General features: G+C 44.3%; 16 protein-coding genes and 1 riboswitch. All 16 genes read right to left on the bottom strand.

Going from position 1 to position 14,659, the window contains the following annotated elements:
• Positions 1-67: 67 nt before the first annotated feature.
• The 16 genes from WSWS_RS02540 to aroD all read right to left on the bottom strand — a co-directional run bounded on the left by WSWS_RS02540 (position 68) and on the right by aroD (position 14,642).
• A complete protein-coding gene (locus WSWS_RS02540) occupies positions 68-640 on the bottom strand; it encodes an ECF transporter S component (RefSeq protein ID WP_070229793.1) in 573 nt (190 codons plus the stop codon).
• Positions 641-785: 145 nt separating this feature from the next.
• Positions 786-934, bottom strand: a riboswitch (FMN riboswitch).
• Positions 935-1,034: 100 nt separating this feature from the next.
• Positions 1,035-1,781 carry a pseudouridine synthase gene (locus tag WSWS_RS02535; protein ID WP_070229792.1) on the bottom strand — a complete coding sequence of 249 codons (747 nt, stop codon included), beginning with the start codon at positions 1,779-1,781 and terminating at the stop codon, positions 1,035-1,037.
• On the bottom strand, positions 1,782-2,417 hold the full coding sequence (gene scpB, locus WSWS_RS02530; protein WP_070229791.1) for an SMC-Scp complex subunit ScpB: 636 nt from the start codon (positions 2,415-2,417) through the stop codon (positions 1,782-1,784).
• On the bottom strand, positions 2,395-3,195 hold the full coding sequence (locus WSWS_RS02525) for a segregation and condensation protein A (protein WP_070229790.1): 801 nt from the start codon (positions 3,193-3,195) through the stop codon (positions 2,395-2,397). Before WSWS_RS02525 ends, scpB begins: the two co-directional genes overlap by 23 nt.
• Positions 3,188-3,553 carry a reductase gene (locus WSWS_RS02520; protein ID WP_070229789.1) on the bottom strand — a complete coding sequence of 122 codons (366 nt, stop codon included), beginning with the start codon at positions 3,551-3,553 and terminating at the stop codon, positions 3,188-3,190. Before WSWS_RS02520 ends, WSWS_RS02525 begins: the two co-directional genes overlap by 8 nt.
• A 13-nt stretch (positions 3,554-3,566) precedes the next feature.
• Entirely contained in the window at positions 3,567-4,478 is a 912-nt protein-coding gene (xerD, locus tag WSWS_RS02515; protein ID WP_070229788.1) for a site-specific tyrosine recombinase XerD, read from the bottom strand.
• Positions 4,478-5,350: a CvfB family protein gene (locus tag WSWS_RS02510; protein ID WP_070229787.1), complete on the bottom strand. Its 873-nt coding sequence runs from the start codon at positions 5,348-5,350 to the stop codon at positions 4,478-4,480. Before WSWS_RS02510 ends, xerD begins: the two co-directional genes overlap by 1 nt.
• Before the next feature lie 236 nt (positions 5,351-5,586).
• The gene (gene rbfA, locus WSWS_RS02505; RefSeq protein WP_070229786.1) at positions 5,587-5,949 is read right to left on the bottom strand and encodes a 30S ribosome-binding factor RbfA; all 363 of its coding nucleotides are present in this window, start codon (positions 5,947-5,949) and stop codon (positions 5,587-5,589) included.
• Between the two features lie 58 nt (positions 5,950-6,007).
• Positions 6,008-8,266 carry a translation initiation factor IF-2 gene (infB, locus tag WSWS_RS02500; RefSeq protein WP_070229785.1) on the bottom strand — a complete coding sequence of 753 codons (2,259 nt, stop codon included), beginning with the start codon at positions 8,264-8,266 and terminating at the stop codon, positions 6,008-6,010.
• A gap of 10 nt (positions 8,267-8,276) precedes the next feature.
• Positions 8,277-8,582 (bottom strand): L7Ae/L30e/S12e/Gadd45 family ribosomal protein, encoded by a 306-nt coding sequence (locus WSWS_RS02495; RefSeq protein WP_070229784.1) that lies wholly within the window; start codon positions 8,580-8,582, stop codon positions 8,277-8,279.
• Positions 8,572-8,871, bottom strand: coding sequence for an RNase P modulator RnpM (gene rnpM, locus WSWS_RS02490; RefSeq protein WP_070229783.1), 300 nt, complete (start codon positions 8,869-8,871; stop codon positions 8,572-8,574). The genes WSWS_RS02495 and rnpM overlap by 11 nt, the downstream gene beginning before the upstream one ends.
• Positions 8,872-8,898: 27 nt before the next feature.
• On the bottom strand, positions 8,899-10,068 hold the full coding sequence (gene nusA / locus WSWS_RS02485) for a transcription termination factor NusA (protein ID WP_070229782.1): 1,170 nt from the start codon (positions 10,066-10,068) through the stop codon (positions 8,899-8,901).
• Positions 10,069-10,080: 12 nt separating this feature from the next.
• Positions 10,081-10,767, bottom strand: coding sequence for a hypothetical protein (locus tag WSWS_RS02480; RefSeq protein WP_070229781.1), 687 nt, complete (start codon positions 10,765-10,767; stop codon positions 10,081-10,083).
• Positions 10,768-10,942: 175 nt separating this feature from the next.
• Positions 10,943-12,754 (bottom strand): oligoendopeptidase F, encoded by a 1,812-nt coding sequence (gene pepF / locus WSWS_RS02475; RefSeq protein WP_070229780.1) that lies wholly within the window; start codon positions 12,752-12,754, stop codon positions 10,943-10,945.
• A gap of 60 nt (positions 12,755-12,814) precedes the next feature.
• Complete coding sequence (locus WSWS_RS02470; RefSeq protein WP_070229779.1) at positions 12,815-13,873, bottom strand: competence protein CoiA; 1,059 nt, start codon at positions 13,871-13,873, stop codon at positions 12,815-12,817.
• Between the two features lie 49 nt (positions 13,874-13,922).
• Positions 13,923-14,642: a type I 3-dehydroquinate dehydratase gene (gene aroD, locus WSWS_RS02465; RefSeq protein ID WP_070229778.1), complete on the bottom strand. Its 720-nt coding sequence runs from the start codon at positions 14,640-14,642 to the stop codon at positions 13,923-13,925.
• Between the last annotated feature and the right edge of the window lie 17 nt (positions 14,643-14,659).

Raw genomic sequence — 14,659 nt, 5'->3', positions numbered from 1 at the left:
CACTCCTTGCATAGCTTTGTAATTACAATTCTATGCAACTCACTGGCACTACGCAAGTGAATGGGCGCTAACTAAATGCCGGATTCGTATGTTTGATAAAGCGACGCATTGGTACAAAGATCAGGTAGCTGAGCCCACTGAGAATGACACCCTGCACCAAATTAAACGGTATCACCATGCTAATGAGATACTTGCTGATACCAAAAATCTGTTGAATGTTGAAATTAGCAAACTTGGTATAGAGCGGAATCGCATAAACATAGTTCAGCAAGACCATCATGACCGTGAGCATCACCGTCCCTAGGACCAAGCCGACAACCGCCGTGAACACCGTTTCCTTCTTGATGAAAAAATACAAGATGGTTAGCAGCACGGCAAAGGCGATCATATTCATTGGTAGGCCAATATAATCGTTGACCCCACTGTTATTTAGCAAGAGCTTCAAAACAGACCGAATGATAATAATCCAGTAACCTGCCTTCAAATCCAATAATAATGCGCCAATAAAGACAGGAATAAATGAAAGATCCACCTTCAAAAAGGAAACTCCCGGAATAATTGGAAATGATGCAAAAACCATTAACACAAAAGCAATGGCTGACAATAAGCCAATCAACGTAAGACGACGTGTAGAATTCATAAAACTTTCCCTCGGACAAAAATAAATTTTGCACAGTAGCTGTGCTGATATTCATACTGGTGCCACTTCGTCAAGCGTTACCAGGACATGAAAAAAGCCACTCTCTTGTACAGGGCGCACAAAAAAGCGACTAACATTTTGTCGTTTCTTTCTTCTTTATACCAGACTTGCTAACGAGTTAGCTTACTGTCGGTTTAGGAATCACACCTAATCAACCACATATTGTGGGTTGCGGGACTACATCTAAAGATGATTACCGCCGGTTGGGAATTACACCCTACCCTGAAGATATTCAATTGAATACAATTCATATTACGTGAATTCTACTAGAATTGCAAGTATTTACATATTCAACCCAAGTTATGCATTAAATATCAAAATAATCCTGCAAATTTTATAAGCGGCCTGATGAGCGACGCACTTGCTTACCAGATTTCAATTGTTGCACTTCTTCGTAGCGTAGTTCACGGTATTCACCAGATAGTAAGTCGTTAACATCGAGCATACCGTAGCGCTCACGATGTAATTTAATCACCGGGTGGCCAACCGCCTTTAGCATTTCCTTGACTTGGTGATAGCGCCCTTCATGAATCGTCAATTGAATGGTCGCCGTCCCCTTTTTCTTATCAAGCTTGGTGATATCGGCACGCGCTTCGGCGGTCTTCTTACCAGCAACGACCACACCTAATCGCAGTGTTTTCAATTCATCATTAGTTGGGACGCCCTTAACCTTGGCGATATAGACCTTATCAATCTTATAACGCGGGTGCATTAACTGGTTGGCTAATTCACCATCGTTTGTCAAAAGCAGCGCCCCGGTTGTGTCATAATCCAAACGGCCCACTGGATAGACCCGTTCACGAACATCAGCCAAGACATCAATGACAGTTTGGCGATCTTTATCATCTTTAACCGCCGTGATCACACCACGGGGTTTGTTTAATAGGTAATACACCAATTTTTCTTGTCCTTCAAGTGGCGCCCCGTTGACCTCAACGTGATCACTTGGTTCAACCTTGGTACCTAGTTCCGTGACCGTTTTGCCATTCACTGTCACATGTCCGTCTGCAATTAATTTTTCAGAAGCACGACGTGACGCTACCCCAGCCTGGGCCATCACTTTTTGCAATCGTTCTGCCATTTAGTTATTCTCCGTTTGTTCCTTTAATTCAGCCAATCCAGTATCAAAGACTGAAGTTTCGTTTGTTTCAAACGTTGGCATAAGTGGTATTGAATCCTGTTGATGTTGCCGCAAATCATCCAACGTCTGCGCATCGACGAGTTTTGGTAATTCAGTGAGTTCACGCAACCCAAAATAATTTAAAAAATAGTCCGAAGTGCCATATAAGTTAGGCCGCCCTGGTTGATCGGCTTGCCCCTTTGCTTGCACTAAATCACGTAAAACCAACTTCTGAATGGTGGCATTCGATTGCACACCGCGGATTTCATCAACTTCCATCCGCGTAATTGGTTGCTTATAGGCGATAATCGCCAAAACCTCCAAGGATGCCTGAGAAAGCGCCGTTGTCAGTGGTGCCGTAAAATAGTGATGCAACACAGCTGCTAATTCAACTTTTGTCACCAATTGATAACGGTCATCTGTCTGCAATAACGTTAACGCGCTATCACTATCTTGGTCATATTTGTCATTTAATTCTTCCAACAAGCCAGTCACTGCTGGCTTTTCAAAGCCGGTCACATTAACAATTTCAGCAATTGTGATGCCTTCATCGCCTGCGACGAACAGCAAGGCTTCAATCTGTTGCAAGCTCGTCATCTTTTATTTCCTTCTCTATCTCATTGAATGGTACCGGACCACGGGTAATGGCAATCGCACCAAATTCAATCGTTTGCTTGATGGCCACTTGTTGATGCCGGACTAACTCGAGTAATGCCAAAAAAGTCGTGACTAGCAACTCGCGATCTGTACTGTCATCAAAAATATCTTCAAATAAGATGGGGGTGGTCAGCGGTATTTTAGCCATAATGGCCGTCATTCGTTCGCCAACTGACCAAGATTCACCCTGCATGGTCCGCGTCCGTACCGTTTTTTTGATACGCTTGGTCAGCATGTGACTGAATGCCTTTTGTAAATCATCCAGTTGTAAGCCCGCCGGTAAGGGGACTACCTCGATCGTAGCGGGTGCCAGCATCGGTGCGCGGCCAAATTGTAACAAACGGGCATCTTCACGCTCACGCAAATCCGCCGCGGCTTGCTGATAACGTTGATATTCCAAGAGCTGGGTCATCAACATTTGTCGTGGATCGAGGTCAGCATCTTCAATCACCTGGGCAAGATCATCGTCCATCGTGACTTCCGGCCGTGGCAAAAGATAAGTCGACTTGATCGCCATCAATGTTGCCGCCATAACCAAAAATTCACCTGCAATATCCAAGTTCCGTGATTCAGCTTCATGCAAAAAATCAAGATATTGGGCCGTAATTTCAACAATCGGAATATCAAAAATATCCATTTCGTTGACCTTAATTAGATGCAATAGCAAATCTAGGGGTCCATCAAAATCTTTTAAATGGTAGTTAATCACATCACTCATAGGCTGCCCAACCACTCACAATTTTTTGATTACTAATGGTCCCCATAATAGCTTGTTTGGGATACCTTTGCTGTAAGGCTTGGTAAATGTCATGCCCCACTGCCTTACGATGAGCATCATCAACTTCAGGTCCAAAGGCAATCAAGCGCACAATCACCGAAGAATAGACCTGTTCAACGCCGATGACCACGGTGTAGTGTTTCGAAAGCGGATCTTGCCACATAAATAATTCACGATCCTGATTACTCTGATACCATTCGATTTCACGCTGGACATCCGCTAACGTTGAAAATTCTGGCAACCCAGCTGTTAAACCCATTGCAATTTTTGGTTGTTCATCATCAATTAAACTTAACACGGTAGCCACCTTTCTACGCGCGGGGATGCGCCTTTTCATAAACTGTCATCAAACGCTTATTTGAAATATGGGTATAAATTTGCGTGGTTGAGATATCAGAATGACCTAATAATTCTTGTACGATACGCAAGTCAGCACCATTTTCCAAGATATGTGTCGCAAATGAATGTCGCAACGTATGGGGTGAGACATCTTTAGTAATCCCTGCTGCTTTGACTAATTGCTTAATTAACTTCCAAACACCCTGGCGCGTTAACTGATGACCGTGATCATTTAGAAAAATCACTTTATCATCCTGTGTCCGGCCCAACTGTGGTCGAATATCCTTTAAATAACGTGTCAACCAAATTGCCGCGATATCACCGATTGGAATAATCCGTTCCTTATCGCCCTTACCGATGGTTTGGATCAGACCGAGCTCAAGATGTAAATTATCCAGGCTCAAATTCACGAGTTCACTCACGCGCAAACCCGTTGCATACATCACTTCTAGGATGGCGCGATTACGCACGCCTAACTTAGTAGTGGTATCAGGTACTTGCAGCAGTCGTTCGACTTCCGCCAAAGTCAAAACAGCCGGGAGATGTTGGGCCTTTTTGGGTGGATCAACTTGCGTCATCGGATCCACTGGTACCCACTGCACCGTCAGTGTGGCATATTGGAAAAATTTACGTAATGTCGAGACCATATGAATAATCGAATTACGTGATTTGCCGTTGGCCTCTAAATAACTTAAAAAGTTGAGAATATGAAAGCGATCCACATCAACCAGTGACAACGGTTGTTCAGGACGCTCTAAGTACTGAAAAAATTGACGTAGATCTTGGCCATATGATGTCCGTGTGTTGGCTGACAAACCCCGCTCGACAGTCACATAATGCAGATAGTCTTCAATGTAGGCTGTATTTGTTGCTGAAAGTGCCATTAATCGGCCTCTTCTACCAAGTAAATGCCTGTCTCATCCTGGGTGATTTTATGCTGCTTATACAAATTTCCCACTGCGCGTTTGAATTGTCCTTTACTCATACTAAAGTAATCTTTAATATCACTTGGATCCGACTTATCGGTAAAGGGTAAGCTGTGAGTCTTTGCATGTTCTAATAGCGTTAATAGCATTTGGGCGTCTTCACCAATGGCTTTGTATGCCAATGGCTTGAGTGACAAATTCATCAATCCATCTGGCCGGACACCAATCACGCGTGCCGTGATTTCCTCACCTAAACGGGGCTCACGGTCACGTTCACTAGGATGAATAAAGCCAAACTTGTATTCAGATGTAATAACCAATGTACCCACCATCTTTAACCGGTAAACCGTGGCTTTCACATCTTTTTTACCCTTCATATCAGCCTTAGCTGGAATACGTACCGCATTCAAAACCTCGTTAGGTGCCAATTCACCCCAAAGCCGGTCTTTATTATCAATTCGTAGCGTAATCATTAGACGATCACCCTTTTGTGGCCACAATTCCTTGATGGTTGGTAATTCATCCAAAGAAACGACCACGTCCTTGTTAGGCAAGCCGATGTTGACGAATACACCCAGATCACGACGGATGTCAGTGACCGTTCCCCATGCATAATGGCCCAAACGAACCTCTGGCAAAGTTTTCGTCAATTGCAAACGACTATGCTTATTCTCATAGGTAAACCCTGTCACCATGCCACCTACATTCAGGGGCTTTAGCAATTCGGTTTTATCAATTTCGTAGGTAATACCTTCAACTTGAGCAAAATAATACTGCTCATTTTCGTCAGTTACAGTTGCAGTCAGGACTTCTCCAATTTTGTGTGTCATCACGACTCTCTTTCTGATTAAAAAACGTGGTCTGCTAACATTATCGTCAGTGCCACGAAAATCCGATACGCGTTTTATGTCAACTAACATCATACCAAAAAAACAAGCAACAATAAAGGCTTCACCCTTGATTTGTTACCGATTTACTGGGCACCGTGCAGTTTTTATCAAACCATGACTTTAGGCTGTGGACAACTAAAAACGCTATCCCATCACTGGAATAGCGTTTTTGATTATTAATCTTGATCGTTTTTATTCATTTGACGAATCAATTCATCAATCTTATTACCATATTGCACAGATTCATCCTTCTTAAAGAATAATTCTGGTGTCTTATAAATGGTCAGACGCGCGCCCAATTCCTTACGAATGAGACCCTTTGATGATTCTAAACCATCGGCCGCCTTTTGATTGACTGACGCTAATTCAGACAAAAGTGAATAATAGATGGTGGCTTGTTGCAAATCACCAGTGACTTCTACACCAGTGACGGTCACACCTTCAATCCGAGGATCACGCACCCGCTTCAAAAGCAGGTCGTTCACTTCGCGTTGAATTTCTTGTTCCAAACGACCAACACGGAAATTTTGTTGAGCCATAATGCTCCCTCCATTTCAATCATGGGTTACCATGATGTAACATCACAGAAACACTCGGTTACTTAACAGGTACTTCAACCATCTCATAAGCTTCGATTTGATCACCGATACGCTCATCGTTATAGTTATCAATCGTCAAACCAAAGTCATAACCATTCTTGACTTCCTTAACGTCATCTTTGTAACGACGCAATGAACCCAGTTGGCCATCATAGATCACGATACTGTCACGGATCAAACGTACCTTTGAGTTACGTGTAATCTTACCTGACATAACCATACCTCCGACGATGGTACCAATCTTTGAGACCTTAAAGATTTCACGAACTTCAGCAGTTCCCACAACCTTTTCTTCAAAGACTGGCTCCAATTGACCCTTCATCGCAGCTTCAATTTCATCGATTGCGTTATAGATAACAGAATGCAAACGAATATCAACTTCATCAGCATCGGCTTGTTGACGAGCTTGTGGCGTAGGACGAACATTGAACCCAATGATGATTGCACCAGAGGCTTCAGCCAACGTCACGTCAGATTCGTTAATGGCACCAACGGCCGTGTGGATGATATCAACACGTACGCCTTCGACTTCAATCTTCTCAAATGAACCGCGCAATGCTTCAACTGAACCTTGTACGTCACCCTTGATAATTACGGGAACTGACTTCATTTGCTTGGCTTGCATCTTGGCAAACAAATCGTTGACTGATGTAATGTTATTACGGTTACGACCAGCGATCAATGCACGCTTAGCACGTTCCTCACCAGCTGCACGGGCCGTCTTTTCATCTTCAAAGACCACGAAGCGGTCACCAGCTTGTGGCACATCCTTCAAACCAGTGATTTCAACTGGGGTTGAAGGCAAAGCTTCCTTAATACGACGACCATGATCATTTGTCATCGTACGAACAGTTCCGTACGTGTTTCCGACAACGATTGGGTCACCAATATGCATGGTACCTTGTTGGACAAGGACAGTGGCGATTGGCCCCTTACCCTTGTCCAAACGAGCTTCGATAACTGAACCGGCAGCTCGTTGATCTGGGTTAGCCTGCAATTCCAAGACATCAGCTTGCAACAAAATCATTTCCAATAATTCATCGATATTTTGACCGAACTTGGCTGAAATATTGACAAAGATGGTGTCACCACCAAGATCTTCAGGAATCAATTCGTATTGCATTAATTGGTTGATGACGTTTTCTGGATTGGCACCAGGCTTATCAATCTTGTTCACAGCAACAATGATTGGTGTCTTAGCAGCCTTAGCGTGATTGATTGCTTCAACAGTTTGTGGCATTACACCATCATCGGCAGCGACAACCAAAATCGTGATGTCAGTAATATCTGCTCCACGGGCACGCATCGCAGTAAAGGCCGCGTGACCAGGAGTATCCAAGAAAGTAATCAAACGATCTTGCAACTTAGTTTGGTAGGCACCAATATGTTGGGTAATTCCACCAGCTTCACCCTCGGTGATATGTGAGTTACGCAAGTAGTCCAACAAAGTCGTCTTACCATGGTCAACGTGACCCATGATTGTAACAACTGGCGCACGTGGCACTAGGTTTTCGTCATTTTCAACTTCTTGTTCAAAGAACCGGTCGATGTCGGCGATGTCGACCTCTTCCTTTTGCTCTGCTTCGATACCATAGTCCAAAGCCAACAATTCAATTGTTTCTGTATCCAAGGATTGATTTTGGTTAACAATCACGCCTTGCATGAACAACTTCTTGATAATTTCACTGGCATCACGGTGAATCAACTTCGCAATATCTTGCACGTTCATCCCGATTGAATAGACCAAAACTTCTGGCAATGGTTGATTCTTACGAACAGTTGGGGCTGGTCGGTTTTCATCGCGACGGTGATTGTTACGATTATTCTTCTTGCCCTTCTTGCCATTCCAGTTCTTGTTACCGCCAGTATTTTGGCCGTTACGATTGTTTTGGTTTTGGCGTGAATTGCTGTTTTGCGTCCGGTTCTTATCGCTACGCTTATCATTACGCACAATTCGTACCGTCGTCTCTTCGACATCCCCAGCATTAGTAGGCTGGTTATTGGCAGCAGGCTTAGGTGCTGTCTTTTCAGTCTTGTTGCCGTTAGTGTGATTCTTTGGGGCTGCAGGCTTGCTGTCCTTTGGGGCTGCAGGCTTTGTTGCTGATGCCTTACCACTCTTACGTAGGGTACTTTCTTGTGCATCATCGATGGTTGACATGTGTGACTTAACGTCCATGCCAGCTTTCTTGGCAGCTTCGACTAGTTCCTTGGATGAGACGTTCATTTCTTTTGCTAATTCAAAAATTCGCTTCGTCATGTTCACCCTCCTATATTTCTAAGTATTCTCGCATTTTTTTTGCAAATCCACGGTCAGCGACAGCGATTACTGTGCGCGCCATGCCAGTTGCGTCAGCTATTTCTTGACGGGTCAATGCTGTTGTAAAAGGCACGCCATAGCTTGTTGTTTTATCTGTAAATTTCTTAAGGCTACTTGCACCACCATCCGCCGCGAAAATGACTAAACTAGCCTTGCCACCGCGAATTGCACCAAGCACCATATCTTCACCAGTAACTAACTTACCAGCGCGACGGGCTAACCCAAGTAATCCTAATAATTTTTGCTTATTTTGCATCGCCAAACAATTCCTTACGCGCTTGTTGATGATCAACATAGGCAATCAAATCGTCATAGAAACTGTCCTCAAGCTTAGTTTCAAAGACGCGATCAAACGTTTTCTTAGCCTTGGCTTTCTTAGCAATTTCTACATCTAAACTGATATATGCCCCACGACCATTGGCCCGGTTTGTTGGATCAAGTTCGACAGTTCCTTCGGTTGTCCGTACAACACGCACCAATTCCTTTTTAGGAACCATTTCGCCAGTAACGATGTCTTTACGCATTGGAATCTTTCGTTGTTTCATAACAGTTCTCCTTATGCGCGGACAAGCTTAGTCTTCAGCGTCCAAATCAAAATTCTCAAAATCGTCAGCCACTTCAACGATTGGTTGCTCATGTCGCACTGGTCCATTGTGTTGCTCTGCAACCCGTTGTTCCATTTCAGCAATCACAGCTTCACGGTCTGACTCTGGCTTAATGTCAATTGAGAAATTAGTTAAACGTGCTGCCAGGCGGGCATTTTGGCCCTTCTTACCGATTGCCAATGATAATTGGTAATCAGGCACTAAGACTGTCACACCGCGCTCGTTGGTTGGGTCAAAGATAACTTCGACAACCTCAGCAGGACTCAACGCATTAATGATAAATTGTGCTGGGTCTTCATTCCATTCAATGATGTCCATGTTTTCACCAGACAATTCGTTGACGACTGCTTGCACACGGACGCCTCGTTGACCAACCATGGTACCCACAGGATCGAGGTTTGAATTGTATGAGTAGACGGCGACCTTTGAACGATCACCTGCTTCACGTGCAATTGAGCGAATTTCGACAATGCCATCTTGCACTTCTGGCACCTCAGCCTCGAACAATCGCTTCACCAAACCTTCAGCCGCGCGCGACACAAAGATTTGAGGACCCTTCTTGACTTCTTTTTCAACTTCCGTCACCAAGACCTTGATACGGTCACCCATCCGGTAGGTTTCACCGGCAATTTGGTCATTTGGCTTCATAGCAGCCGTTTGACCACCAGGCAAAATCATATACAAGTAACGGGTGTCTTCGCGCTCAACTTCAGCGGTAATAATCTCGTCAATGTATTCTGAATATTGGTTATAAACAATTGAACGTTCTGCTTCACGCACCTTTTGCAAAATAATTTGCTTCGCAGTGCCAATTGCAATGCGGCCAAAGTCCTTTGGTGTTTGGTCAAACTTAATTTCATCACCAATTTCGTAGGCCTTATTGATATCTAAAGCGTCAGACAAGGAAATTTCTGTGTTGTCATCTTCTTTTTCATCATCATCAACGACCTTCTTAACAGCTAAAACTTTAATCGCACCCTTCTTCAAATCGAAGTTTACTTCAACGTTTTCAGCGTCAGCGTGATCCTTTGCATATGCTTTTGCCAATGCTTCTTCGATGGCAGCGGCAAGCGTTTCCGCCTTAATTCCCTTTTCTTGTTCAAGAGCGTTTAAAGCACTAACAAGTTCCTTACTCATTATCTTTCTCCACTAAAAGTTATTTGCATGTCGGGCTTGTGCAATCGCAGAACGTGGAACCGCAAACGCTTGATCTTCTTGATCAACGATTACGAGCTGGTCCTCACTTAGTTCTGCTAACTCACCCTCAAATTCTTTCTTACCATCAATTTTCTGATAAGTTGTCACGCGAACTAACTTGTTCAACGCCCATTGGTAATCGGCATCGGTCGTTAAAATACGTTCCATACCAATAATTAGATGGGCCAGTGTCACAAGTTCCCGTGGAACTTCGATCAACTGACGTTTGGCCTTTACTGTGATTGCGACAGTCAGCGCTTCATCAGTTACCGCCACTAGTTCGCCATCAAATGATGTTTGATCTTGGAAAGGGGTGCTTAAATCCACATGAATGAATTTGCCAACTGCCCAATCAAAATCTCGATCGCGTTTTAATTCACGTTCAGCGCCTGGCGATGCAATATCCATCATATAGGCTTCTGGGAATGGATCTGGTTCAATACCATCAACCAAATCACCGATAATCTCCGTCAAAGACACTAAATCATCCATTGAGATAGCACCTTCTAAGCGATCTACCAAGATTCGTAAAATCATATCTGAACCTAGCTTGGAATACTCGACGTCCCAAAGATCGTAACCTTTATCAAAAAGCGCCGGTTCCAAGACTGATTTTACTGTTTCTACAACATTTGCCATAGGTCATCTCCTCCCTTCACAATGTGATGGTGTTGCATCGTGCAACCACTGCACAGCAGCTTTACTCTAAAAAAATGAGCGGCCAGGAAAATTTCTTCCGGCCACTCAATTAAGAGCTATTCAATCAACATAGTTTATTATAACGAATTCATCAGTGTTTTGCAAACTTTTTGACCTACTTGCCAAGCTCTGCAACCAGGGCCTCGAACTCATCCAAACGCTCTGCAAAAACCTTAAATGTATCAACCAAGTAATCGGCCTTCGTCATATCGACACCCGCTGCCTTCATCACATCCACTGGGTAAGCTGAAGAGCCGGCTTTCAGGTAAGTCTTATATGCCGCCACAGCTGGTTCCCCTTCCGTCAAGATCTTTTGTGACAGCGCGGTTGCTGCTGCAAAGCCTGTCGAATATTGGAAGACATAGTAATTGTAATAGAAGTGGGGGATGCGCTCCCATTCATGCGCAATCTCTTCATCAAATGTCAATGCGTCACCGTAGTAACGTTGATTCAGCTCACCATAGGCTTCATTCAAAACATCGGCGGTCAATGGGATACCAGCTGCATCTTGCTCGTGCATCCACTGCTCAAATTCAGCAAATTGCGTTTGACGGAACACCGTGCCCTTCACCCCATCAAGATAGTGGTTTAGAATGTAGGCCCGCAATGCTTTATCCTCAACGGTTTGCAGTAAGTGGGCAGTCAATAAGTTTTCATTGGTCGTTGATGCAATTTCAGCCAAGAAAATTGGGTAATCGCCGTAATGATAGGGTTGTGCATGGCGAGTCAAATAGCTATGTACAGAGTGGCCCATTTCGTGCACCAAGGTATAGAAATTGTCCAAGTTATCAACCCAATTCAACAAGATATATGGGTTAGTGTCATATGAACCACCTGAATAGGCCCCAGAACGTTTACCTTTGTTTTCGATCACATCAATCCAACGGTTATCGTATGCTTCTTGCACAATATCCAAGTAATCCTCACCCAGTGGTGCTAAGGCCTGCAACGAGTCTGCCTTGGCTGACTCAAAATCGACGACTAAATCGGGCGTCCCTAAGATTGGCGTATACAAATCATAGGTATGTAACTCTTCCAGGTGCAAAAGTTGCTTACGCAAAGCGACATACCGGTGCAACAGAGGTAAGTGCTTATTCACTTCGTCAACCAAGGTATCATAAACTGACTCAGGGACATGATTGCTTGCTAAGGCTGCTTGCCGGGCGCTGTCGTAATGACGCACCTTGGCCAAGTAGTTGTGTCCCTTCATATGACTGGCAATCAATGACGCAAAGGTGTTCTCCAAATCGATATATGAATCGTAAAAGGTTTGGAAAGCATCCCGGCGAACATCCCCATCGGTTGACTCTAACAATCGGCTGTAGACACCATTTGATAACTGGACAAATTCGCCATTTTCATCTTCAACTTCGCCAAACTTGATATCAGCATTATCCAAGACACCAAATGTATTTTGTGAAGCTCCGAAAACATCTGAAGCGCCTGCTAATAAGGCCTCAGCTTCGGCAGACAAAACATGCCCTTTTTGCGTCAAAATACTATCAAAGTAGTGCTTGTACTCACCTAACTTAGGTTCTTGTGCAAACAAGGCTTCTAGGGCTTCATCTGACAGCGCCAAAACGGCCGGATCAAAGAATGAAATTGCTGCGGAAACCCGAGCGGCCAATGCTTGTGCTCGTGAATCCAAGCCAAGATACTTCGAATTAGTGGTATCTTGATCAGACTTCATTGAGGCGTAAACATATAATTTTTCTAGGGTACGCATGACTTCCAACCCATATGTCAAACCAGCATACAGGTTAGCACCAGAGGTTGTTAAATCAGCTGCATACTTATCGGCCTGTGCCAACTTGGATTCTAATGCAGCATATTCTGCATCCCATGCTGCATCAGTTGCGTAGATTTTTGAAAGGTCCCAAGTCGCTGACTCAGGCAACGAGTCACGTGTTGGTAATTCAGTAGCCATATTTTTTCTCCAGTTCTCTATTTCGTTTGGTACACCAAACCTTAAATTATTAGCATTTTATCATTTTTTAGATGTTTTTTCATTATTTTCAGGAGCTATATTTAACCCAGCCAGTTTTTCTTGGTAATCAGCATACCAATTTGGGGCCGTCGTCAGACTGATTTGCCCGTCATTCACGACGATTTCACCCGCTTCAAACCATTGCGTTAACATGCGATTCAACCACAGGGCTTGAACTTGCCTGACGGAAGCAACCCCGAACTTTTGCCATTCACAATTTGCTAACTGTTTTAGTAACTGGGTTTGCGTTTTGGGACCACTTTCGATTGCTAGATATAGCATTAACTTGACCGGCCATGCTTCACCCTTAACACCACCTGGTAGTCCAATAATATTGTGCACCATCCATGGCATGCCGACTAAACGACGTTGCAAACGATATAATTCCAGGACAATGCGTTGTAAATACGGGTCTTTTCTGGTGATTTGTTGTTGTAGTTTCAAGAGCTGAATTTCGGCTAACTTCGTTTTCACCACGTGTTGCTTTTGCCGATGAGTAAAGTCTTGTTCCATCCAACTCAGCCACTCAAAGCACCCTGGCTGCATGCGCCACACACATAACTGCAATTCTCCATGCAAAATCTGTGAAAATTTGGCCCAGGTTGCCCGGCTAAGCTGGCGTGCTTGGTAGGTATCACCTAGCACCCAAATCACTCGTAGTCCAAGTTGGCGATAGCCTGCCGTACGATGGATGACCTTTTGGACGCTAATGGGTGCACATTGGTACTCAATGACAAAGCGGCCACCATTGAATTCAACCAGGACATCCGCCCGTTGTTGCACCTCGGGAAAATATTGCTCCAAAGTGACTACAGCCCCTTGCGCATGAAAATAATCACGAATGGCTAATTTGCCAGTCAAATGGCCGGCGGATTCTCCTTCAGCAAAACTATCACATTCAATCAAATTAACATGGGCGAAATAGGGTAGATTCACTTCGCCCATCTTCAGTCGCACCGCCCCTTTACAAGCTGGACAATGATACAGTTTGGTTTTTGCCTGGACAGTGAGTTCATTTGCTTGGACAAAACGACCGTTTTCAGTCACCGCTACTAACATCTGATGGCTCCTCTTTTGATTATTCTAATCAAGAGAGAGTCACTGTCCATTAGTGTGTTGAAAAATGCTTTGCTAAGTCAGCTAAAGCTAATTGACCAGGGGCCGAGGCATTCACAAGTGCGCCAAACGTTAACTCGGAACCATAACGAAGACCTTCAAGCCGTGAACGCTGCCCAACGCTACCCATGGCCATCGTAATCAATGGTTTTACCTGGTGTGCTGCATAGTCGGCGCTCACTGTTTGGAGGCGGTCGACATCAGCGGCATCATTGGCGAAGGTTGCTACCTTGACAACGTCAACCGGCGCGCTAAACAGTTTATCAAAATGTGCCCGCAGATCATTTGGCGTCCGCTTTGGATGATGATAAGAACCAATCACGACAACCCGATGTTGCCTAGCAGCCGTCAGCAATGGGGTCATTTCAAACAACCAGGCGGCCTCAATGTCAATGGCCTCAAACCCGGCTTTAATCGCAAGCAGGTATAGCTTGCGATACATTTTGGCATTAAAGCCAAATAATCCACCTTCAGTCGCCGTTCGCCAAGTGAAAATCATTGGTTTGATGACCGTCTGTCGTACCTGTCGAATCAAGGCACTATCAACTGGTTGCTTGGCTAGCAAGTAATCAATCCGCCATTCAATGACGTCCGCCGCACTAGCATTTGCAAGCTTCATTTGTGCTAATAATTCGGTCACATTTTGAGCAGTGATACTGGTGGCAATAATTGGGCGTTTAGCCGTGGCTTGGGCATTTCCAATTTTTAACATGTGCACCTCAATTTATT

This window comes from Weissella soli (genome assembly GCF_001761545.1).
Lineage (GTDB): Bacteria > Bacillota > Bacilli > Lactobacillales > Lactobacillaceae > Weissella > Weissella soli.
The sequence above is the reverse complement of the archived record's forward strand: the minus strand, read 5'-3'. Positions and strand labels throughout refer to the sequence as shown.